The organism is Paenibacillus sp. CAU 1782 (assembly GCF_054551715.1).
Window position 1 is genome coordinate 1,311,489 of record NZ_JBTOLL010000001.1, and the last position, 21,497, is coordinate 1,332,985.

Here is a 21,497-nt window from a genome sequence, read left to right on the forward strand (position 1 = left end):
GGATACTATATGCCGCCCAGAGCAATCGCGTTAATTGCCAGTATGGTCAATGCGAGTGCGTTATATCATCCTCGTCTCCCAAATAAATGCGGATCGTCGTGCCGCGGTCTACGCGTTCGCCCGCAGCAGGCGCTTGACGAATCACATATTTGCCGGAGCCGGATGAGTTCAGGTTAAAGTTCATATTCAAATCTTCGTACAGATCGGAAACCGACTTGCCAATCAGATTGGGAACAGCGACAATGGGAGTTTCGCCATACCGGTACAGCCGGTCGATCTGGCCTTCTCGACGCGGAACCTCCAAAATTTGCAGCGCATCCTCCATAATATTGCGGACGATCGGAGCAGCGACCAAACCGCCAAACTGAATGCCCTCCGGGTTGTCGACGGCAACGTAGACAACAATTTTGGGATCGTCCGCAGGGGCAAACCCCACAAAAGATACAATATGCTCGTTTGGAGAATACCGTCCGTTTATAACCTTTTGGGCTGTGCCTGTTTTTCCTCCGACGCGGTAGCCATCAATAAATGCATTGCGCCCCGTCCCTTTCGCCACAACGCTTTCCAGCGCCTCCCTCACTTTTTTGGAGGTCTCCTCGGAGATGACGGTTCTCACCGCCTCCGGCTGAATTGTTTGCACCGTTTCTCCCGTGTCCCGATTGATAAGCGCTTTGGCAACGTGCGGTTTGTAGAGTACGCCGCCGTTGATGGCGGCCGACACAGCAGTGATTTGCTGGATAGGCGTTACGGAAACACCTTGCCCGAAGGCGGTTGTCGCAAGCTCTACAGGCCCGACCTGGCTCAGCTTGAACAGGATGCCATTTTCCTCGCCGCCAACATCAATGCCCGTTTTGGAGCCAAAGCCAAACTTTTTGATGTAGCTGAACAACGTTTCCTTGCCCAGACGGTTGCCAAGCGTTACAAACCCGGGGTTGCAGGAATTTTCCACAACTTCAAGGAAGGTTTGGCTGCCGTGGCCGCCTTTTTTCCAGCAGCGCAGCCGCGCTCCGCCGATTTCAATAGCGCCGGGGTCAAAGAAGCGCTCGTTCTGCAAATCCACCTTGCCTTCCTCCAGAGCAGCCGCGAGCGTAATAATTTTGAAGGTGGAGCCCGGCTCATAGGTCATCCAGATGGGAAGGTTCCGGTTATATACTTCGGAAGCGACCTCCCGATATTTGTCCGGTTCATAGGAAGGGCGGCTAGCCATGCCCAAAATTTCGCCTGTTGTCGGGTCCATCGCGATTGCGATTGCGCTGTCCGCTTGCAATCCCGTCATAGCGCTGTCAAGCTCCCGCTCCATGACAGTCTGAACATTTTTGTCAATGGTAAGCTGCAGCGTCAATCCTTCCATTGGCTCCACGTACGTGTCGGAGGAATTCGGCATCTGGCGCCCGGCTGCATCGGACAAGAAGGACACATTGCCTTGCTTGCCGCTTAACTCGTCATCGTATTTGGCTTCAATGCCCGTCAAACCCTGGTTGTCAATGCCGGTAAAACCCAATAGATGAGCGGCAAGCCCGCCATAGGGATAAAAGCGCTTGTTGTCTTCCGCCACAACAATGCCAGGCAAGTTCAAATCACGGATTTCATCCGCTTTTTCCGGCGTCATTTTGCGTCCGCCGGGACCAAGCTGTACAATTAGTTTTTTTGTTTTAATTTTCTCCAATATCTTCTCTTGCGACATATCCAGCAGCGGCGCAAGCTTGCCCGCTACCGCCTCATGCTCTTTGACCTGAACCGGTATGGCCCATACGGTTGGCGTGGTCACGTTATAGGCAAGCTGAACACCATTGCGGTCCCATACCTCGCCGCGTTTCGCGGCATAAGGAATGTCTCTTCGCCAAGAGTTTTCCGCTCTCTCCGCAAGCTCCGATCCTTTCCATAGCTGTACGTAACCCAGCCTTGCGCATAAAGCGATAAAGGCGATGCCCGCAAGGATCATCACCAGAAACAATCTGCGTCTTACCGTAACACCGGATACCTTCATAAAGCTTCCCCCCTCCGCCCTAGGGAGCGTACGCTAACGCTCATTCCCAGCCTATTCGGGACAAGAGGGGGATAGAACAAGCCGGGGCATGGACGACGACGTCAATTTTCGCCGCCCTGAACGCCTTCCGGCACAACTGCTTGAGAATTTTCGGCCGATGAATCAGACGAGCCGCCGCCATCGGCCGGCGTACTTCCGTCGGATTGACCGCCAGCTGTCGCGCCATCACTTTGACCGTCAGTCTGATCCTGCCCGCCCTCCCCTTCACCTTCGATTACGGTTTCGGTTGGAGGCACGTAAGCATCGGAGCCTTCGGGAGGCGACAGCAAAACACGGACATAACGTTCGCCGTTTTTCTCTTCGACTTGCTGGGAGTACACATACCCTGTTCCCTCGGCAAGCAGCTTGACGCCGATTAGCGAGGTCAGCTCCAGCGCATCGCGGAGCGATACGCCGGTTAGATCCGGAATGGCCAGGTTTTGCTTTTGCTCCGTGATGAGATAAACCGCTTGAGTCGGATGGACAACGGAGCCCGCTTTCGGAATTTGGCTGATGACCGTAGAGCCGTTGCCGACCAGCTCGAAATGAAATGCCTTGGACGTCAAGTCAGACTTCGCCTGCGCAACGCCCAGATTTACCAGATCCGGCACCGTTACTACCGCTTCTTTGCCGCCCGCTTCCTTATCGGAGCTATAGTTTGGAGCTACTCCCATCTTGCGCAGGCTTTTCAGTACAATTTCTTTAAAGGCCGGGGCCGCAACTGCGCCGCCGCCGCTTACAACGGGATCATTAGGTTCGTCGACCGCAACATAAAGCACAATTTTGGGATTGTCGACCGGCGCGTATCCGATAAAGGAAACCAGGAATTTGGTGGTGGAATAACCGCCGTTGATCCATTTTTGAGCTGTACCGGTTTTACCCGCAACTCTGTAGCCTTCGATGTAGGCGTTTTTACCGCTGCCCTTTTCCTGGTCGGCTACAACCTGCTCCAAGTATTGGCTAACCTGTCTCGAAGTTTCCGCCGAGATGACCTGGCGAACCACCTTGGGCTCATGGAGCGTCGTTGTTTGCGTGACGGGGTCCGTAATGCTTTTGACCACATGGGGCTCCATCAGCTTGCCTCCGTTAGCTACCGCAGCGACAGCAGCCACCTGCTGAATCGCCGTCACGGATACGCCTTGTCCATAGGAGGCATCCGCAATTTCGCGGTTGTACCGGAAATTAACCCGACCGGCCAATTCATTCGTCAGCTCGATGCCCGTCTTGCTTCCAAAACCGAAACGGGTAAAATAATCCCTCAGCTTCTCCGCGCCAAGACGCTCAAAGCCCAGTTTAACAAAGGCAACGTTACTGGAATATTTCAGACCGTCCAGAAAAGTAATGGTTCCCCAGCCCTTCCGGTTATGGTCGCGAATGGGGCGAGGCTCGCCCGGAACCGTTATGCTGCCGGACTGATAGGGTTCATCGGGATCAAACACGCCTTCTTCCACCGCAGCGGCAAGCGTGGCGATTTTGAATGTAGAGCCGGGTTCGTACAGGGAGCCAACCGCATGGTTGAAATAATTGGCATACGGATATTTGTTGTATTCGTTCGGGTTGTAATCCGGCACGTTCGCCATCGCCAATATTTCCATCGTATTGGGGTCAGCGGCAATTGCCGTGGCGCTTTTTGGCGAATATTTGGCGACGATTTCCCTCAGCGCCTCCTCCACATAATGCTGGATATCGCTGTCGATGGTCAGTTGGATATCGCTGCCGTCCTCCGGCGCTTGGTATTCAAATTCGCCTTTGGCAAGCTGAACCCGTTTGCCGTCCTTTTCATAACGAACATAGCCGTCATGCCCCACAAGCTGCTCGTCAAAATAAGCTTCGATACCCGTTTTATTGACGCCATCCTGGCTAATATAACCAACCAGTTGGGAAGCCAGTTGATTTCGCGGGTAATAACGCTTCAGCGTCTCCTGGATGTAGATGCCGGCATCCCGCGTTTTTTTTGCTTTGCCCAGTTCATCCTTGATGAGGTCGCTCGCAGCGGTAAGCTTATCGGCTGTTTCCTTGTCGATGCCCCAGCCGCCATTGCGAATTTCGCGTTGACTATAGTAATTGCCTGCATCGTTTTTGGCAGTTACATAGGTCATGGCTTCATCTTTGGTCAAACCTAGCGTTTCCTGAAGCGCAGCTGCCACATCGTCTGCGATATCCTGTTCAAAAATCATTTTGGGATTAACCGAAACATTGTAGGCGATCGTATCCATCGCCAGCACGTTGCCGTCCCTGTCCGTAATGTTCCCCCTTTTCGCCGATAACGTCTCCGCTGCAGCCCAGCGTTCCTTCGCTTTTTCAAACCAGTAATCGTCCACAACCTGCCAATAGTAGATTCTACCAATCAAAACAAGAAAAAGGAGGGTAATGATCCCTCCAAATAATAGCGTGCGCATTCTTATCCTTTTGATCATAACCGCTCACCTATTCAGACATGACCGTTTGGCGGTCGCTGTCGCCCTTTTTAACTGTAATGCCTTTATCCAGGCTGCTTGCCATGCCTTGCGTTTCTGCCATCTTGCGGATGCGCTCGGGATCATTCAGCATCTCCACCTGCCGCTTCAAATCTGCCATCTCTACGTTCATGGTCTGCTGCTCATTCGTAAGCTGTCTGATTTGCAGGTTCATATCATAGATTTGTGCATAGCGGAAAATGATTACGCCGGCTACCACAACGCATACCAGAACGGTAAACAAGTATAGCAGTTTTTCTTGCACAGGCAAAGATTTTCGTTTAATAACTCTTTTTTTCGTTTCACGGATTTTATAATCCTGCTCCTGTTTCCGTTTGGGTTGAAGAGCCAGGTTTCCATTTATATACGCCACTGCACAATCCCCCTTGTTCTAAGTTCTGTTCAAGTTGAACAATAATAGCTCAGCGAATGGCCCGCCATGTGAATCGGCTTAACGCTTGTTTCTATTCATTGATCGACTTATCAAAATTTACAGCTTCTCCGCAACTCTCAGTTTTGCAGATCTTGCACGTTGATTCCGCTCCAGTTCTTCCTCACTTGGCACAATCGGCTTGCGGCTCACCAGCTTGAGCACTCCGTTTCTGCCGCACACGCAAATCGGAAAGTCGGGAGGACAGGTGCATTTTTCTACATAACCCGCAAAAATCGTTTTACAAATCCGGTCCTCCAGCGAGTGAAAGGTAATGACCGAAATTCTCCCCCCTGGCGCCAGACATTGAATAGCTGCCTCCAGCGCTTCCTCCTCCGCTCCAAGCTCGTCGTTGACGGCAATGCGGAGCGCCTGGAAGGAACGCCTTGCGGGATGTGGTCCAGTCCGTCTCGTTGCCGCCGGAATTGCGTTTTTCACCAGCTCGGCAAGCTCAAACGTGGTTTCGATCGGGGCAGTCGCCCTTGCTTTGACAATACTTCGCGCAATGGAGCGGGCAAATTTCTCCTCGCCGTACCGATCCAGGATGCGGGCAATATCTCGCTCCTCCCACTCATTCACAATGACGCGGGCCGTCAACTCCTCCTCGCGGTCCATTCGCATGTCGAGAGGGGCGTCATGGTTGTAGCTGAATCCCCGTTCTGCTTCATCCAGCTGCGGACTGGATACGCCAAGGTCGAACAGGAATCCGTCGACTTGCGGCACGCCGTCCTTCATGGGCACGCCGCAGCCGGCAAGCTCTTCCTTCAAATAACGAAAATTGCTCCGGACAAGCGTCACCTTGTCCATATAGGGGGCAAGCCGCTTGCGGGCGTTGTCCAGCGCCCAATCGTCCTGATCGAAAGCGATAAGCCTGCCGCCGTCTCCCAGTGAGGATACGATCAATTCGCTATGACCCGCTCCGCCAAGCGTGCAATCGACGTAAATGCCGTTTGGCTTGATGGCAAGCCCCGCCACCGTCTCCTCCAATAATACCGTTGTGTGCTGAAACACGCCTTGCAGCCTCCTTGCTGATTATGTTTGTCAAAAGTTGATATCGAAATCGGAAAGCGTTTCTGCGATTTCGTTGAATTTCTGCTCGGATTGCTCGTAGTAGCCGTCCCAAAGACTTTTGCTCCAGATCTCCATTCGACCGGATACGCCAAGCACCATGCAATCTTTGTCCAGCTTGGCATAGTCGCGCAGATGCGAAGGTATATTTACCCTTCCCTGCTTGTCGAGCTCGCATTCTGTTGCTCCGGAGAAAAAAAACCGGGTAAAGGCGCGGGCATCGGACTTCATAAGCGGAAGCGACTTCAGCTTTTGCTCCAGCACGCTCCATTCGCTCATGGGATAAACAAACAAGCAGTTGTCGAGGCCTCGTGTTGCAATAAAGGTTGGTCCCAGGGCTTCGCGGAATTTGGAAGGAATAATCAGACGTCCCTTCTCGTCTATACTGTGCTGATATTCGCCCAAAAACATGTCTCCGCTCCACTCCTTCCCCCCAATGCTCCACTTCACTCCACTTTCCTCCACCTGATAACACTATTTCGCCACATAAAATAAAAATCCTGCTTTAATAAGCAGGATTTTTAGAAAATTAATTTATGAGGTTAATAGTTGGATGTTATTACATCTTTATGGAATAAGCACCCAAATTAATGCTCGTTCCAGCTGTCCAGGTAGGCAACTTGCTGAGGGGTCAAGCTGTCGATGCCGAACCCAAGCGATTCAAGCTTCAGGCGGGCAACCTCCTGATCCAGCTCGTACGGCACGTTTACAACCTTGCTGCCGATTGCTTGGTATTGTTCGTTGACATATTTAAGCGACATCGCTTGCAGCGCAAAAGTCATATCCATAATTTCAGCCGGGTGGCCGTCGCCAGCGGCGAGGTTGACCAGGCGGCCTTCCGCAAGCAGATACAGGCTCCGTCCGTCTTTCAGCTGATACTCTTCAATATTGCGGCGAACGACGCGTTTCCCTGTGGACATTGCTTCCAGTTCAACTTTGTTCACTTCAACATCGAAGTGGCCCGCATTGGACAGAAGCGCGCCGTCTTTCATTACCTCGTAATGCTTGCCGGTAATGACATCGCGGTTGCCCGTGACGGTTACGAACAGATCACCCAGCTTGGCCGCTTCCAGCATTGGCATAACAGCAAAACCATCCATATAAGCTTCAACGGCTTTGATTGCATCAATTTCCGTTACAATAACATTGGCGCCAAGTCCTTTGGCCCGCATCGCAACGCCCTTTCCGCACCAGCCATAGCCAACAACAACAACCGTTTTGCCTGCAACAACCAGATTGGTTGTCCGGTTAATGCCGTCGAATACGGATTGGCCGGTACCATAGCGGTTGTCGAACAAATATTTGCAATAAGCATCGTTTACGGCAACCATCGGGAATCCAAGAGCGCCTTCCTTCTCCAGCGCCTTCAGACGGATGACGCCAGTTGTGGTTTCTTCCGCGCCGCCGCGCAAATTGACCGCATGCTCCTTGCTTTCGGAATGAAGCAGAGTAACCAGGTCTCCGCCGTCATCGATCAGCAGGTCCGGCTTGCATTCCAGCGCCTTCATGTTCAACTGCTTGAACTCTTCCGGCGTCGGGTCGTATTTGGCGAAAACGGTAATGCCGTCTTCAACCAAAGCCGCGCATACATCGTCCTGCGTAGACAACGGGTTGCTGCCTGTAATCGTTACTTCCGCGCCGCCGGCTTGAACGACTTTAGCCAGGTAAGCCGTTTTGGCTTCCAAATGCAGCGAGATCGCAACTTTCAGTCCTTTAAACGGAAGTTCGTCCTGAAATTGCTTTTTGATTTCATTCAGAACTGGCATATGGGCGCTCGCCCAAGCGATTTTCAAATGTCCTTCCGGCGCCAGCGCCAAATCCTTAATGATGCTATTTTCTTTGCTTGTCAATTCAATCGCCTCCAGTTAGTGGGGTATCTTTAAACGCCAAGACACTCCCTAGTTGTACTTACAAATATACGACTTCGTGTCCGCCTGTCAGGCGATATGGAGCAGCAAGCAGCTTGGTCAGCCAATCATCGCCATAGCGGTTCCAATAAGCAGCCATGCTCAACACGCGTTCCTGCAGCTTTCCGTTTGGCGCAAGCGACAATCGAACCCGGTCAAGCTGGCGGGTGGCGGCTTCAAACTGCTTGTTGTGCGCATCAATTGTTTTGCCTTCCATGTAATTGATTTGCTCCACGATTTTGGCCAGATTGGTTTCGCCCAGTTTGGCCAAACCCGGCTGAATGGATGCCGCAAGCTCCAGCAGCTGGCTGTATTGGTCCGTAAAACTAGCTCTAACTGCCTCAAAACGATCCTCCAGGGAGAGATTATCCTGACGCTTAAGCCATTCGTCCTTGCGCTCCTGAAATCTCTCCACAACATCGGAAAACGTCAGCTCGTATTTATCCATGTTTTTGGCGATGACGCCTTCAACCAGCGTATACGACATACGAGGCGTGATGATCGGCATCTCCATACCCAACTGCTTGAATGCGCCGGCTGTTAAAGCCCAATACGCAATTTCGCCTGGACCCAGCACGGTCGATAATACAGGCAGTAAATAGTCCTGCATAAGCGGCCGTGTCATGACGTTATTGCTTAACTGCCAAGGCTCGCGGTCCGCCAGCTCCAGTAATTCCTCCAACGTCCAGCTGTCGCTTTCCTTGCGGTCCTGAAACTTGCCGTCTTTTTTGAACAGAAGAAGCCTTTCATCCCCGCGCTCTTTATGGAAAAGAAACAGATTGGCGCCGCCGGGGTTCACATCCGCTTGCAGCGTATAACCCAGGGATTGAACGTGGCGAGCCGCTTCCAAATAGGATTCTTCCAACTCGTCATTGCGTTCCAGCAGCTTGCGGAACATGCCGGATTCAAGCTCCCGGATACTGCGGTCGTCAGCGTCCAGCAGCACAAGCCCTTCCTTCGAAAACAGATGCAGCATCAGCCGCGCGAACATATCCGATAAGGAGCCGGCATCCTGCGCCAGTCCTCTCAACTTTTCCAATATATGCGGTTTGAACTCGGAATGCGGCAACGCCGCTTCCAATTCCGCAATAACGGACTCCCATTGATCGTGATCCAGCTTTGTCCGGCTGACGGAAGTCCTCGGCCCTTCGGGGCGCGAAACCGCCAGCTTGCGCAGCTCTTGCTCCTGCGTCACCACAAACGTATGATTCGCTTCGTCCCAATCATGGTCTTCTCCCGCTACCCAAAACACCGGAACAACCGGAGCGCCCAGCTTTTTGGACGCTTCCCGTGCCGCTCCGATGATGGACACCGCTTTATGAACCACAAGCAGCGGTCCGGTCCATAATCCAGCCTGCTGTCCTCCAACGACGACCGGAGCGCCTTCCGCAATGGCATTAATCGCCTTCAACGTTTCTTCGGAAGCGCCATGATGCATATTGTAGCGCCTCAGGACATCTCCCAGCGCGGATGCATCCACCCGACTTGCGCCGGATGCCTTCAATCTATTAAACCGCCGCTCCCAATCCCCCGCATTTCCGGGGTGGTAGCCAATCCATGCAGCCAGTCTTTCATCCGACCGATCCACATAAGCCTTTGTCAAAGGCTGCGCAATTGGCGGTTGGTACGTATCTGTTGCTGTCATTCTGCCATCGCCCTCACCTTCGTCATATCCGCCTTCTATCGTGATTGTTCATAATTTGCCAAAAAGTAACGCCAAAGTCATTGTACAGGAATTCCCGACATTCCGTCAAAGCAAAAACGCCTCCGATTAACCGGAGGCGTTTCTCAAAATGCAATTACAACGGATTTCCCGATCATCACAAGCATCAGCAGTATGTACAAAACCGAGGTAAGAAAAAACGTAATCCGCCACACGGCCCGAAAAATGCGTTTGGCGTTGACCGCTCCCCGTTTGCGGAATTGGGCGTTGCCGAGCAATCCGCCGCCTAGCAGCATCGCCAGCAAAATGCCGTAAAATCCAAAGTTAGTATTAAACATGAGTACAAATAACGCGCCAACGCATGGGATCAGAAAAGCGGTGGAAACGTCCATCGCCATCAGAAGCGCTTTCTTGCGATCTTGTATGTAAGCGCCATAGCCAAAAAATACAATTGCAAACGGCAGAAGGGGTATGATTGCGAGTGCGGCGTAAATGGATTTGAAAATATCCCAAATCGCGCCCATGTTCCTTCACTCCTTTCTGTCAGGACATTGCGGCTAATGCCGCTATGAGGTCGGTAACCGCACGATTGAGCGGCGCCGGCTTACCGTATTGATTGCCGAGCGAAAGAATTGCTCCATTAATGGATTGAATTTCCGTCTCCTTGCCATTGCGGACATCGCTAAGCATGGAAGAAATATTTTGTGACGTGTTGCCGCAAACCGCCAATAGCTCTTCCCAGGCTTTAGGCCTGGCTTCCATTCCTGCCGCAATGAGGATCTCCTGGCTTTCGGCATGCAGCCCCTTCATCAGCTCCAGCCTTCGGGTATGCTTTGGCAATTCCCCGTTCGAGACATCGAACAAAGCCGTCAATGGATTAATAACAGAATTGATCAGCAATTTATGGAAAATGCGGTTATGAATTTCATTCGACAGAAACGAGGAAAATCCTGCCTTGCACAGCGCATCCAGCAACATTTTTTGTTGATTATCGCAAGGATTCGCCCCGATCTGCCCATTTTCGGGGGAATCTCCGATCCAGATGCCTCCATTTCCGGTATGCAAGACTTCATTCAATCCCGTTCGTCTTGCTCCTTCCGCCGTAACAGCAGCATAAACCGGAATTTTACCATCCGTTGCATCCACTATTTTTTGCAAATGGCCAATTCCGTTCTGAAGACACAAGATCCCTGCCCGGCCGCCCGCCCGCTCTCCAAAGAGCCGAAGGGATTTCAACAGCTCGTCCCCCAGATGGGTTTGTTTGACAGTCAGCAGCAGCCAATGAAACCGGCCGTTTTCGTCGCCGTTCCCAGAACCTATCTCCCCTATATCAAAAGCGGGAAACGAATTGTCGTTACCGTACATTGCCCCCAAACCGCTTCCATGTCTGCCGGAGCTGCTCTGAAAAGCCAATTCATCCATCCACGCGCCATTCACCCTGGCTATATGAACCATGTGGCCGCTTTCACTCGCCTCCTGCAGTCTGATGCCTTCCCTATTTAATAATTCAGCCTGTTCCCGCGTTCTTGTCCACACCGTCACCAGGCTTCCGCCCAATGCCATTCGGGACCCAAGCAGCAATCCGATTGCTCCGCCGCCCATGATATGGATTCTCAACATTTTCAACTCCTTCCGCTAGAGCGAGTATGCAAACCTTTGTTCCGTATTATACCGTGCCTCCAACGATCGTGAAAAGCCCGCCGTTGGGTTAACGGCGGGCTTACAGCCACAAGGTGGCAACCTATTCGATACGTTCCAAGTTTCCGTTGGCATCCATTTTAAAGCGCGGCTTCGCTTCTTCTTCGTCTGTCAAAACCGTGAGTCTGCGAGCGCGATCCATAATTTGAATCAACGTCTTGTAATCGTCGTTGACCGTACGGTAATCGCTTTGCGCGCTGTTCACTTCCTGCGACAAACGGTCATTTTCCGTGCGAAGCCGGATCAACTCTTCTTCCCTGTCTTTTACATCTCTTTCAAAAGATCTGATTTGACGAGACAATTCTTGGTACGTTGTTTTCCATGTGCGCAAAAAACGAATGACCGCATCAATTGACAAACCTTCATCCAGGCTTCCGATATCGCCTTTGAATCCGCGTTCATCTTGCTCCAGCACGGCAAGCGATGACACTTGCGATGTTGCGGCAACGTTCTGCTTTCTCAAGTAGCTGCGTTTCTGCCGCTGCTGTTTGGCAATCTGGATGGCATCCTCGTAGCGTTTGCGTACGCAGCTGTTCCAGCGGAAACCGCAAGCCGCCGATGTGCGGCCAATCCGCTCTCCAACTTCTTCAAATGCGGCAAGCTGGGTGCTTCCTTCTCTAATATGGCGCAGCGTAACCTCGGCGAGAATAAGATCATCGTCCGGACTCCACGCATCTTGTCTAACTGCTGTCATGCAACAAAAACCTCCTAACGTAAAGGCGCTTACTTATCTCTATGCCCTTGGTAGAGTTCATAGAATCTATCGGATACTAAAATGTATAACCATTTTTTCGGGTGCTCATACATGAAACCAGTCTTTCTTGAACAAACTAATCTTGCAACCGGTTATAAAGATCGTTCTCGTTACTAAAAACCGGACTTTTTGGACACGAAATGAAAGGGATTGCATAAAATTATGATTTTTATCACAGTTGCTGGTTTACACTCTAATACGCAACCGTTATAATGAGGGTTAGAAAATGGCTTGAGGGGGATTATTATGGCACGCATGTATCGGGTGCTGGGCTTCTGGTGCCTAGTTATCGGGCTTATGGCTTTTGCAGGTCATATGACCGAGTTTGCGCTTCTGTTTTTTGCGCAGGCCGTCGCATTTGTATTTCTGGGCTATCTGAACTTCTCCGAAAGAACATACATATTGATGTTCTGGGGGTACATGGGGGTATCGTTTGTCGGATTTACCTATTGGTCCGTCTTCAAGCTTGGTTTGCCTTTCTAAACACACATAGAGAAAATGCCACACGGCCACAGGAGCTGTCCCGCAAGGGCAGCTCCTTTTGCTATGCGCAGGCATACTCTAAAACGCCTTCCCCCTTTTGGCGGCAACGGATATAATAGATAGGACTGGCGCATACACTAGGGGGTGTGCATAAACCCGCATAGGGGCATCTTTCACCGCCTTTCCACTCCCTGTGGAGTATGCATACATGCCCTAGCTAGCGGGAGGGAGGATTCTGTTGAAAAGCAAAATAAAGGGAAAATCCGCTGCGGCAGCGCTCCTGATCCTGCTGATGTGCGCATTATTGTCTGCCACATTGCCCGCTATGGCGGAGCCCGACGAAATCCCTGGGGACGACGATGTGCATCATATGTTGGAAAAAAGCTTGTCGCTGGCCGAAATCGACAAGGAAATGGCCCGGATTGCAGAAGAAAAGCAACAGTTGCTCGACTCTATGAGCGAAACAGATGCGGAAATGGCTGCGCAAGCGTTAAAGCTTGAGGATAAACGCGAGCAGGCCGGAAAAGTGCTGCGGACCTATTATATGGGCGAGCATGATGCATTGTTTGCCTCTCTGCTGACCTCGGATTCGTGGACTCGTTTTTTTACCATACTAGACTATATTGATCTCATCGTGTCCCATGACAAACAGATATTGGAGAAATACATAGGGGAATACCGAAGTCTTCAGGAACGGTATGCAGCGCAGGAAACCAAACAAATAGAGCTGCTGGCCATGGAGAATAAACTGAAGCTGCAGCGACAACGGGTCGTCGAGCTGGAACGCGATCTGGCGGAGCAGCTGGCGGGACGAAGCGATAGCGAGCGGATATTGCTGCTGATGAAGGAACTGAATACGTTTTGGGAGGCAGAAGGCTTGTCGGAGGTTCGGACCTATTTCAAGGCCTTGTCGTCGGCGATGGGAAATCTCCCGGAATGGGTGCAGGACAACAAGGATTTGCTGCAGATCAAAGGGTTTCAATACACAATTACCGTACCCGAGGACCGGTTGAATCAATTTCTGAGGGAACAGGATCAGGTGTTCAACGATTTTGCATTCCGCTTCGAAGAAGGGAATATTACGGCTTCCGGAAAACGGGACAATATCGAAATTGCCATTTCCGGACATTACAGTGTTCAGGACGAACCCAAAAACGGCATTATATTTCATGTCGACGAGCTGCTCTTTAACGGTTTTACGTTGCCCGATACAACCAGAGCTTCGCTCGAAAAGGAATTTGATTTGGGCTTTTATCCCGGCCTGATGATTTCATTCCTCAAAGCCAAGGAGGTCGAATTGAAGGATGGCGAGCTCATTATTCGCCTGGCGGTATCGTTATAGCGTCAGACGTCACAAAACCATCCGGAAAACGGCTCCAGTCGGATTCATGCACAACTTCAAAATCCTTCTGCCATTGCTGCCAGCGCAGAGGCCAGTCCGCATCCGGCCGGGGCACGCTCTGCTCCGGCAGCTTGGCGCTGGCGGCCTCGTACCACCAGATCGGCGGAGCCGTTGCGGTACGGGGCAACACGCCGCCGATTTCGGCGTACAGGGATGCCCTAACGGGAAGTTTGGCGGAATATTCATACGCAAGACGACCGGCGTCAGTTCCCGTTACCTCCTCAATCCACAGCATCGCTTCTGCTGCCGCCTTGCTCCTGGAGGACACAGTAAAGCTGCTGCCCCCAAGCCAGGCATACGGCAAAAACCTTTTATCGGGAAGCAGCTTTTCCTTAGCGGATTCCGGCAGCCTGGCAAATTGATCCCACGTTATCATAAAAGCTAAAGCCGCATCCTTCTCCACCTGCTCGTTTAAAACCTCTTGCGCTCCCCTTCCAGTCTCCAATAGCATCAAATGCGTAGGATCAAGCAGCTCCAGACCTTGGCGCTGCCGCCCCGTCATTCCTTCCAGATTAAGAAGCTCCTCTCCCTTTCCATAAAAGGTCATGCACCACAATATCAGCTGCCGCAACTCCTTTTTGTTGGCCTGAGCAAGGACGGAGCCTTGACTGTCGAAATTAGCCAGCGCGGCTGCTGCCTCCTGCAAGGCGGCTTCATCACGCGGCGGTTCGCTCAGCCCCGCTTTGCCTAGCAAGCCTTTGCTCCAGAATAGCAAGTCGGGATTCGCCTCTTTCGGAACCCCCCACAAGTAACCATTCCAACGCAGCGGCTCCGTTAAACCCGCCAATTGATCCGATAGCGCGTCCACGCTCATCAGACTTTCAGCCGGCTTCAAATAACCCTTTACGGCAAAGGGCAAAACCCAGCCATTATCCATCAGCATCACGTCGGGAGCCACTCCGCCCCTGCTCTGTTCCAGCCATTTGCCGTACAGCCCGGCTTCATCAGCCTCATTATGGAGATGAACGGTTATGTGGGGATATTTGGCCATAAAGCTTTCGTTATATTCCAACAGCTGAATATAGGATTCCTTTGGCAAGGAAACGTTTACATTTAATTCAACATCCTGAACCGGGAAACGTTGGCCGCTGGCGGGTATGACGGATTCCTCATCATTTAACGATTGTCCGGCATTCCAGCTGAAATCAAGTCCCCGCGTTAAAAATAAAAGCAGCAATCCAGCAAGCAGCAGCGCGCCGCCTGCAATCGGCATATATTTGCGAGAAGACACTCTGTTCTTCCTTTCCAAATCCCTTATTGCGTATAGGATATCAGGATTAGGACAATTTGTCCAAGTCGATTTGCGCAAAAAAAAGCCGTGCACGGGACTCGCGCACGGTTTCCATTCCATTTGTTATGCCGATTAGAGCAAATCCGCCGCATATTGGGCCAGCTTGGATCTTTCGCCCTTCTCCAGCGTAATATGGCCGCTAACGCTCTCTTCCTTAAACCGCTCCACCGTATGCGTTAAACCGTTGCTGACGGAGTCCAAATAAGGATGGTCGATTTGTCCCGGGTCGCCAAGCAGCACAATTTTGCTGCCTTCCCCCACGCGCGAAACAATCGTTTTGACTTCATGCCGGGTCAAATTTTGCGCCTCGTCGATGATAATAAACTGTCCCGGAATGGAACGGCCCCGGATATAGGTCAAGGCTTCAACTTGAATGCTCCCCATGCCCATCAGAATTTTGTCGATATCCCCTGCTTTTTTCGTATCAAACAAATATTCCAGGTTGTCGTAAATCGGCTGCATCCATGGGCGCAGCTTTTCTTCTTTTTCACCGGGCAGATAGCCGATATCCTTACCCATGGGCACAACCGGCCTTGCAATGAGCAGTTTTTTATATTTATGCTCATCTTCAACCTTCATCAGCCCGGCTGCCAGCGCCAGAAGCGTTTTTCCCGTACCCGCTTTACCTGAAAGCGTAACAAGCGGAATATCGTCGCTGAGCAGCAGCTCCAGCGCCATTCGCTGCTGCGCGTTGCGGGCGGTAATGCCCCACACGGGGTCATTGCTAAGGAAAAGCGGCTCCAATCGAGCGCCGTCCAGACTGACTTTAAGCAGCGCGGATTTGCTGGTCCCCATCTCGTCGCGAAGAATGACGAATTCATTGGGATACAGCGCGCTGCGCAGCTGGAGATGACCTACACTAAGAAATCGGTACGTATAAAATTCATCAATGACGGAGGGATGGACATGAAGCGTTAAGCAGCCGCCGTACAAATCGGAAAATTCCACAACCCGATCGGACAAATAATCCTGCGCTTCAAGCCCCAAAACGTCGGCTTTTATGCGAACCAACACATCCTTGCTGACAAGCACAACGCTTCGGCGTTCCTCCTCCGGCAGCTTCTCCTGCTCCAGATGGTAATTTAAAGCGACCGCCAAAATCCGGTTGTCGCTAGACATTTCTCCAAACATCTCTTGTACACGGACGAAGCTGCGGTGATTAAGCTCAACCTTAAGCACCCCGCCGCCCGGCAAGCTGATGCCTTCATGCAGGCGCCCCAGCTCTCTCATACCGTCAAGCAGCCTGGACACCGATCGGGCGTTTCGGCCAAGTTCATCTGCCAGCCTTTTTTTGGAATCAATCTCCTCAAGCACGACCGCCGGTATAATCAGCTCGTTGTCATGAAAGGAATAAAGGCTCTGAGGATCGTGCAGCAGCACATTTGTATCGAGCACGAAAATTTTTTTCATGTGAACCCTCCCGGCATCATAAATGCGTTTCATACATAGCCTTGGCTGGCGGCGGACAAACTACAGAGCATGAGCAATACAACCAATAATGAGGTGGCTTACATGTCCAAATGGATACTGGCGACGTTGACCGCTGCACTGATTCTGACGGGCTGCGGCAATGGAGCAGGCACTAATAGACCCCCGGCCGAAACACCCGCTGACAATTTTCAGGCTCAGCAGAACGAACCCGGTAAAAAACTGATTCAGGATCGCAGAGCCGTAGAGCTCCATCTGGAAGAGCTTGCGGCGAGCGTTGACGGAGTAGAAGCGGCGCATTGCGTCATAATCGGCAATACCGCTATCGTAGGACTTGACGTTGGCGGCGAGGTTGAACGTTCCCGTGTCGGGACGATTAAATACGCCGTTGCCGAAGCATTCCGCAACGATCCTTATGGCATTGACGCATTTGTGACGGCGGATCTTGATATGTCCAACCGTCTTGCCGAAATTCGGGAGGATATCGTCAATGGCCGACCTGTTGCGGGATTTGCCGAAGAGCTTGCCGATATGATTGGACGCCTTGTCCCCCAACTCCCGCGTTATCTGTCCCCTGTTCAGCCGGATCCTGATGCGATCGACCGCGTGCTTCAGCCCGTAGAAGGCCAAAGCGGGGATCGGTAAGTAAAGCTTTTGTAAAGCTCCCCAAGAGACAGAGAAAGCCTAGCGATGGTGATATCCATCGCTAGGCTTTCTTGTATGGCCTCATTTCCATTGCTGGAAACTTGTCCGTCTCTATGGGTCATGCAGATTCCTTTCTCAACACGGTTAGGCCGCTTGAACGAGAGCGTTGAGCTGAATGTTAGCTTACTTTTGACTCTCGCATCGGTCATCCGCATACCCTCCTTGGAACCCGGATTAATAAAGCAATTTTACAACTTTATTATAACCAGTATATGTGCCGCAGTCTACGGTCATTCAGCCATTTTGGAGCCTAATGCCGATTTGACTTCTTCCAGGCTGGTTTTGTCCGCGTATACATACGGGCTATCCCATACGCCATCCAAGGAAATAAATGAAATATCATCGCTGCGCACGCCAACATACGTCTCCAGCATACGCCGAATTTCCGATTCCGGCATATCCGTGTTGATATTGGCGCTTGCCGCATCAATAACAGAGCCAACCTTCGTTAATCCGCCCAGCGATATCAGCTTGTCCAGGATTGCTCCAATGACTTCGCTTTGCCGGCGGCCGCGTTCAAAGTCGCTGGATTCCTGGCCGCCACCGTTGGATTTGCGGTAACGGACAAAATCAAGCGCTTCGTCGCCATCAAGCTTTTGAAATCCGGGCTGGAGGTCAATATTTGTTCCATCCGCCCTATCGATATATTTCATACGAATATCCACATTGACGTCAACACCGCCAACGGCATCCACAACGTCCGAGAAACCTTGGAAGTTGATGCTCGCTGCATATTTAATATCGATGCCGAGAAACTTGCCAAACACGTCCCGCACCGCTTTTTTGCCGGCAAGATCGGCATCTTCGCGATCTTTGCCTTCCTTGCGGGCTGCGCTGTAAAAATCGGCATAAAAAGCATTGGCTTTACGCGGGCGGTATCCTTCCACGTCAATATATGTATCCCGAGGAATCGAAATAACAGTCGCTGTCTTGGTGCCAGGATCAAAAGCGGCAACCTTGATGACATCCGTATTAAGCGAACCTCCATTTGGCCTGGCGTCAAGACCAAGGAAAACAAAGGCAACAGGCTTTTCCTTGACGGATTGCTGAATAGGAACCTGGGTCGCCTTGTCCTCGCCAACCCCAATGCTTGTGATTGCATCATTGGTTTTCATGACCAGATAACCTAAATAGAGCGCAATCGATACCAGCAATACGAGAAAAATACTAAAAAATATCGTCAGAAACCGAGGTTTCTTTTTTGTCTTTTTCTTCTTTTTGACGGTTCCGCGCACTTCCGAACGCGGGGGCATTGATTTGGATTCTTGACTCATCTGTACCACCTACAATGGATGAATTGAACCTTCCCTTGCCAGGATTATTGGCTTTCGGGCCGATCCTTGCCGGGAGCGGATTTTTTGTTTCTCCATTTGTCATACATCTGGCGTCCGCGCAGCATCAGCATCATGAGTACGGCAATGCCCATACATTGGATAATAGGCAGTTTGTCCACTTGCAGAATCATGAGGACGAAAGAACCGAATGCCATTAGCAGATATACCATTACTTCTTTCAAAATCGGAAGTTTCTGCTGAGGACGGAACACCTGATTGAAGATAAAAATGGTAAATCCCAAAATAAGCAAATAAGACACCAGCTTATGATCGCTTAGCCATGCCTGCATGTCCATATCCTCCCCAGCGAAATGCTAATGCGCTGCCGAAGGTTGCCCTTTGACAGCGCCGATTGCACACTTATACGCCGGCCTGCGACATCTTGCGATGTTTCTCGGCGCGTTCGCGCTCGCTTTTCACCAAAATCTTTTTGCGCAGACGAATGCTTTTTGGAGTAATTTCGCAATACTCGTCGTCGTTCAGGTATTCCAGCGCTTGCTCCAGGGAGAAAATAACCGGCGTTTTCAGCTTAACCGTGTCATCCTTGCCTGCGGAGCGAACGTTGGACAATTGTTTTTCCTTACAAATGTTGACGATGATATCATTGTCGCGGTTGTGCTCGCCAACAATCATGCCTTCGTAAATTTCAGCGCCCGGCTCCAGGAACAGCAAACCGCGGTCTTCAACCCCCAGCATGCCGTAGAACGTGGAGGTGCCATTTTCGCTGGCAACCAATACGCCTTGATGACGTCCGCCTACGCTTGAGCCAGCAAGCGGTCCATAGCTGTCGAATGCGTGGTTCATAATGCCGTAGCCGCGCGTCAGCGTCAGGAAAGAGGTACGGTATCCGATCAGGCCGCGAGCCGGAATAATAAACTCCAGGCGGACCTGGCCGTTTCCGTTGTTGATCATGTTGACCATTTCAGCCTTGCGTGTTCCAAGGCTTTCCATAACGGAACCCATGCTTTCTTCCGGCACGTCGATCAGCAGGCGCTCGTAAGGCTCTTGCTTGATGCCGTCAATTTCCTTGATGATTACTTCCGGCTTGGACACCTGCAGCTCGTATCCTTCGCGGCGCATATTTTCGATCAGGATGCCAAGATGCAGCTCGCCGCGTCCGGATACGATGAAAGCATCCGGGCTTTCCGTTTCGTCGACGCGCAAAGCAACGTCCGTCTCCAGCTCTTTGAACAGACGCTCGCGCAGCTTGCGGGAAGTAACCCACTTGCCTTCGCGTCCTGCAAACGGGCTGTTGTTGACGAGGAACGTCATTTGCAGCGTCGGCTCATCGATCTTCAGAACCGGAAGCGCCTCAGGCTGCTGCGGATCGGCAATCGTTTCACCGATGTTGATTTCGCGGATACCGGCAATTGCGACGATGTCGCCCGCGCCTGCCTCCGGAATTTCGATCCGTTTCAGACCTTGGAAGCCAAACAGCTTTTCAATCCGCGCCTGCTTGATTGCTCCGTCGCGATTAATAACCGCAATCGGCTGCCCTTGCGTGATTTTTCCGCGGTTAACGCGGCCGATGGCGATGCGGCCCAGGTATTCATTGTAGTCAAGCAGCGTAACCAGGAATTGCATTGGCTGTTCAACATCTTCGGTTGGAGAAGGAATATGGCCTACAATCGTTTCATACAGCGCCATCATGTTGTCATCCTGCTTCGACGGATCGGACTCCATGCTGGAGGTGCCCATCAATGCGGAAGCATAAACAACAGGGAATTCCAGCTGTTCGTCGTTAGCGCCAAGCTCGATAAAGAGATCCAGTACTTCGTCGATAACTTCTTCAGGACGAGCGTTAGGACGGTCGATTTTGTTAACGACAACGATTGGCGTCAGCTGGTGCTCAAGCGCTTTGCGCAATACAAACTTGGTTTGCGGCATACAGCCTTCGAATGCGTCGACTACGAGCAATACGCCGTCAACCATTTTCATAATACGTTCAACCTCGCCGCCGAAGTCGGCGTGGCCCGGTGTATCCACGATGTTGATCAGGTAGTTTTTGTACGTAATAGCGGTGTTTTTGGCCAGGATGGTGATGCCGCGTTCCCGTTCCAGATCATTGGAGTCCATGGCACGTTCTTGAACCGCTTCATGCTCCCTGAAGGTTCCGGATTGCTGAAGCAGCTTGTCGACCAGCGTTGTTTTTCCATGGTCAACGTGCGCGATAATTGCGATATTACGTATGTTTTCTCTTGCTTGCATAAAAAATGATCCACTCCAATGTTTTTATTTATAGAACTCCTGGTACATGTTCAAAAAATCCGGTCTGGGCGTTTTTGAACAACCTCTACTACTGTGCTTCCTACCAACGCTTGCGCGTGCCGAACATCAGGAAGGCTCCGGCGGCAATAAAGAGCGCGGCGACGAGATAGACGCCCCAGCTCCACATCAGCATGACTACAAAAAACAGAACCGATGCGGCGGCCAGTACAATCGCAGCCGTGAATACAATGCGCGGAACCGAGGAACCGAACATGTAATATTCGTAAAGACCGATGGCTGCCCCCAAAATAAACAACGGCCAAAGGTATTTCAGGCTATCCCAACCGACAATGTTGCAAATGATAAACAAAACTGCGTAAGACACAAGCATTCCGCCAGGCGCCAGCATAACAGCCGGAACAACTCTGCCGAAATAGAGCACATGCAGCAGCACTCCCGGAATCAAAACAAGCAAAGGCCAGAAGATGGCGCCCAAAAGACTGAAAACGCCAGCTTTGCCAAGCAAGATCAAGACCCCGACCAACAGCAAAATAATCCCGGCGGAATATTTGTTTTTAGGCATATCCATTCCGCTCCTTACAACCTCATTCGCATGGGCAACGAAAGTCGGCAGATTTTATCTT

The 21,497-nt window shown here is 51.4% G+C and carries 19 protein-coding genes; 3 read left to right on the forward strand and 16 right to left on the reverse strand.

Annotated elements, in window-relative coordinates; genetic code table 11:
- Positions 1-46: 46 nt before the first annotated feature.
- The 10 genes from ACX93W_RS06470 to ACX93W_RS06515 form a co-directional block, all read right to left on the reverse strand.
- On the reverse strand, positions 47-1,987 hold the full coding sequence (locus ACX93W_RS06470) for a stage V sporulation protein D (protein WP_459391478.1): 1,941 nt from the start codon (positions 1,985-1,987) through the stop codon (positions 47-49).
- A 101-nt stretch (positions 1,988-2,088) separates the two neighbouring features.
- Positions 2,089-4,443, reverse strand: a complete 2,355-nt coding sequence (locus tag ACX93W_RS06475; protein WP_459391479.1) for a penicillin-binding transpeptidase domain-containing protein — start codon at positions 4,441-4,443, stop codon at positions 2,089-2,091.
- A 10-nt stretch (positions 4,444-4,453) separates the two neighbouring features.
- Positions 4,454-4,855 carry a cell division protein FtsL gene (ftsL, locus tag ACX93W_RS06480; protein WP_459391480.1) on the reverse strand — a complete coding sequence of 134 codons (402 nt, stop codon included), beginning with the start codon at positions 4,853-4,855 and terminating at the stop codon, positions 4,454-4,456.
- 117 nt (positions 4,856-4,972) lie between these two features.
- Entirely contained in the window at positions 4,973-5,923 is a 951-nt protein-coding gene (gene rsmH, locus ACX93W_RS06485) for a 16S rRNA (cytosine(1402)-N(4))-methyltransferase RsmH (protein WP_459391481.1), read from the reverse strand.
- Positions 5,924-5,953: 30 nt separating this feature from the next.
- Positions 5,954-6,391: a division/cell wall cluster transcriptional repressor MraZ gene (mraZ, locus tag ACX93W_RS06490; protein ID WP_459392021.1), complete on the reverse strand. Its 438-nt coding sequence runs from the start codon at positions 6,389-6,391 to the stop codon at positions 5,954-5,956.
- A 176-nt stretch (positions 6,392-6,567) separates the two neighbouring features.
- Entirely contained in the window at positions 6,568-7,830 is a 1,263-nt protein-coding gene (locus ACX93W_RS06495) for an adenosylhomocysteinase (protein ID WP_459391482.1), read from the reverse strand.
- Between the two features lie 58 nt (positions 7,831-7,888).
- Positions 7,889-9,532, reverse strand: a complete 1,644-nt coding sequence (gene bshC / locus ACX93W_RS06500) for a bacillithiol biosynthesis cysteine-adding enzyme BshC (RefSeq protein WP_459391483.1) — start codon at positions 9,530-9,532, stop codon at positions 7,889-7,891.
- A gap of 143 nt (positions 9,533-9,675) precedes the next feature.
- Positions 9,676-10,074 (reverse strand): DUF3397 domain-containing protein, encoded by a 399-nt coding sequence (locus ACX93W_RS06505; RefSeq protein WP_459391484.1) that lies wholly within the window; start codon positions 10,072-10,074, stop codon positions 9,676-9,678.
- Positions 10,075-10,093: 19 nt separating this feature from the next.
- A complete protein-coding gene (locus ACX93W_RS06510; protein ID WP_459391485.1) occupies positions 10,094-11,170 on the reverse strand; it encodes a ketopantoate reductase family protein in 1,077 nt (358 codons plus the stop codon).
- Positions 11,171-11,291: 121 nt separating this feature from the next.
- Positions 11,292-11,942, reverse strand: coding sequence for an RsfA family transcriptional regulator (locus tag ACX93W_RS06515; protein WP_459391486.1), 651 nt, complete (start codon positions 11,940-11,942; stop codon positions 11,292-11,294).
- Positions 11,943-12,248: 306 nt separating this feature from the next.
- Between ACX93W_RS06515 and ACX93W_RS06520 the strand changes: the two genes are divergently transcribed.
- Positions 12,249-12,485 carry a DUF2626 domain-containing protein gene (locus ACX93W_RS06520; protein ID WP_459391487.1) on the forward strand — a complete coding sequence of 79 codons (237 nt, stop codon included), beginning with the start codon at positions 12,249-12,251 and terminating at the stop codon, positions 12,483-12,485.
- A 238-nt stretch (positions 12,486-12,723) separates the two neighbouring features.
- Complete coding sequence (locus tag ACX93W_RS06525; protein WP_459391488.1) at positions 12,724-13,827, forward strand: coiled-coil domain-containing protein; 1,104 nt, start codon at positions 12,724-12,726, stop codon at positions 13,825-13,827.
- On the opposite strand, the gene ACX93W_RS06530 is transcribed toward ACX93W_RS06525, so the two are convergent.
- Positions 13,802-15,118 carry an extracellular solute-binding protein gene (locus ACX93W_RS06530; RefSeq protein ID WP_459391489.1) on the reverse strand — a complete coding sequence of 439 codons (1,317 nt, stop codon included), beginning with the start codon at positions 15,116-15,118 and terminating at the stop codon, positions 13,802-13,804. The genes ACX93W_RS06525 and ACX93W_RS06530 overlap by 26 nt on opposite strands.
- A 132-nt stretch (positions 15,119-15,250) precedes the next feature.
- The gene (locus ACX93W_RS06535) at positions 15,251-16,588 is read right to left on the reverse strand and encodes a PhoH family protein (protein ID WP_459391490.1); all 1,338 of its coding nucleotides are present in this window, start codon (positions 16,586-16,588) and stop codon (positions 15,251-15,253) included.
- A gap of 102 nt (positions 16,589-16,690) precedes the next feature.
- Here ACX93W_RS06535 and ACX93W_RS06540 point away from each other — a divergent pair, with 102 nt between their 5' ends.
- Positions 16,691-17,251 carry a YhcN/YlaJ family sporulation lipoprotein gene (locus ACX93W_RS06540; RefSeq protein WP_459391491.1) on the forward strand — a complete coding sequence of 187 codons (561 nt, stop codon included), beginning with the start codon at positions 16,691-16,693 and terminating at the stop codon, positions 17,249-17,251.
- 290 nt (positions 17,252-17,541) lie between these two features.
- Here ACX93W_RS06540 and ACX93W_RS06545 read toward each other — a convergent pair whose 3' ends face one another.
- The 4 genes from ACX93W_RS06545 to ACX93W_RS06560 form a co-directional block, all read right to left on the reverse strand.
- Positions 17,542-18,585 carry an LCP family protein gene (locus ACX93W_RS06545; RefSeq protein ID WP_459391492.1) on the reverse strand — a complete coding sequence of 348 codons (1,044 nt, stop codon included), beginning with the start codon at positions 18,583-18,585 and terminating at the stop codon, positions 17,542-17,544.
- A 44-nt stretch (positions 18,586-18,629) separates the two neighbouring features.
- A complete protein-coding gene (locus ACX93W_RS06550) occupies positions 18,630-18,935 on the reverse strand; it encodes a YlaH-like family protein (protein WP_459391493.1) in 306 nt (101 codons plus the stop codon).
- Positions 18,936-19,005: 70 nt separating this feature from the next.
- Positions 19,006-20,853 (reverse strand): translational GTPase TypA, encoded by a 1,848-nt coding sequence (gene typA, locus ACX93W_RS06555; protein WP_459391494.1) that lies wholly within the window; start codon positions 20,851-20,853, stop codon positions 19,006-19,008.
- Positions 20,854-20,953: 100 nt separating this feature from the next.
- Positions 20,954-21,436, reverse strand: coding sequence for a hypothetical protein (locus ACX93W_RS06560; RefSeq protein ID WP_459391495.1), 483 nt, complete (start codon positions 21,434-21,436; stop codon positions 20,954-20,956).
- Positions 21,437-21,497 lie beyond the last annotated feature (61 nt).

Bases quoted from the DNA above. Each gene is read 5' to 3' on its own strand.
- ACX93W_RS06470 (WP_459391478.1), bottom strand. From the start codon at position 1,987: ATGAAGGTATCCGGTGTTACGGTAAGACGCAGATTGTTTCTGGTGATG.
- ACX93W_RS06510 (WP_459391485.1), bottom strand. From the start codon at position 11,170: ATGTTGAGAATCCATATCATGGGCGGCGGAGCAATCGGATTGCTGCTT.
- ACX93W_RS06520 (WP_459391487.1), top strand. From the start codon at position 12,249: ATGGCACGCATGTATCGGGTGCTGGGCTTCTGGTGCCTAGTTATCGGG.
- ACX93W_RS06515 (WP_459391486.1), bottom strand. From the start codon at position 11,942: ATGACAGCAGTTAGACAAGATGCGTGGAGTCCGGACGATGATCTTATT.
- ACX93W_RS06550 (WP_459391493.1), bottom strand. From the start codon at position 18,935: ATGCAGGCATGGCTAAGCGATCATAAGCTGGTGTCTTATTTGCTTATT.
- ACX93W_RS06505 (WP_459391484.1), bottom strand. From the start codon at position 10,074: ATGGGCGCGATTTGGGATATTTTCAAATCCATTTACGCCGCACTCGCA.
- ACX93W_RS06560 (WP_459391495.1), bottom strand. From the start codon at position 21,436: ATGCCTAAAAACAAATATTCCGCCGGGATTATTTTGCTGTTGGTCGGG.
- ACX93W_RS06475 (WP_459391479.1), bottom strand. From the start codon at position 4,443: ATGATCAAAAGGATAAGAATGCGCACGCTATTATTTGGAGGGATCATT.
- bshC (WP_459391483.1), bottom strand. From the start codon at position 9,532: ATGACAGCAACAGATACGTACCAACCGCCAATTGCGCAGCCTTTGACA.
- typA (WP_459391494.1), bottom strand. From the start codon at position 20,853: ATGCAAGCAAGAGAAAACATACGTAATATCGCAATTATCGCGCACGTT.
- ACX93W_RS06535 (WP_459391490.1), bottom strand. From the start codon at position 16,588: ATGAAAAAAATTTTCGTGCTCGATACAAATGTGCTGCTGCACGATCCT.
- mraZ (WP_459392021.1), bottom strand. From the start codon at position 6,391: ATGTTTTTGGGCGAATATCAGCACAGTATAGACGAGAAGGGACGTCTG.
- ACX93W_RS06540 (WP_459391491.1), top strand. From the start codon at position 16,691: ATGTCCAAATGGATACTGGCGACGTTGACCGCTGCACTGATTCTGACG.
- ACX93W_RS06545 (WP_459391492.1), bottom strand. From the start codon at position 18,585: ATGAGTCAAGAATCCAAATCAATGCCCCCGCGTTCGGAAGTGCGCGGA.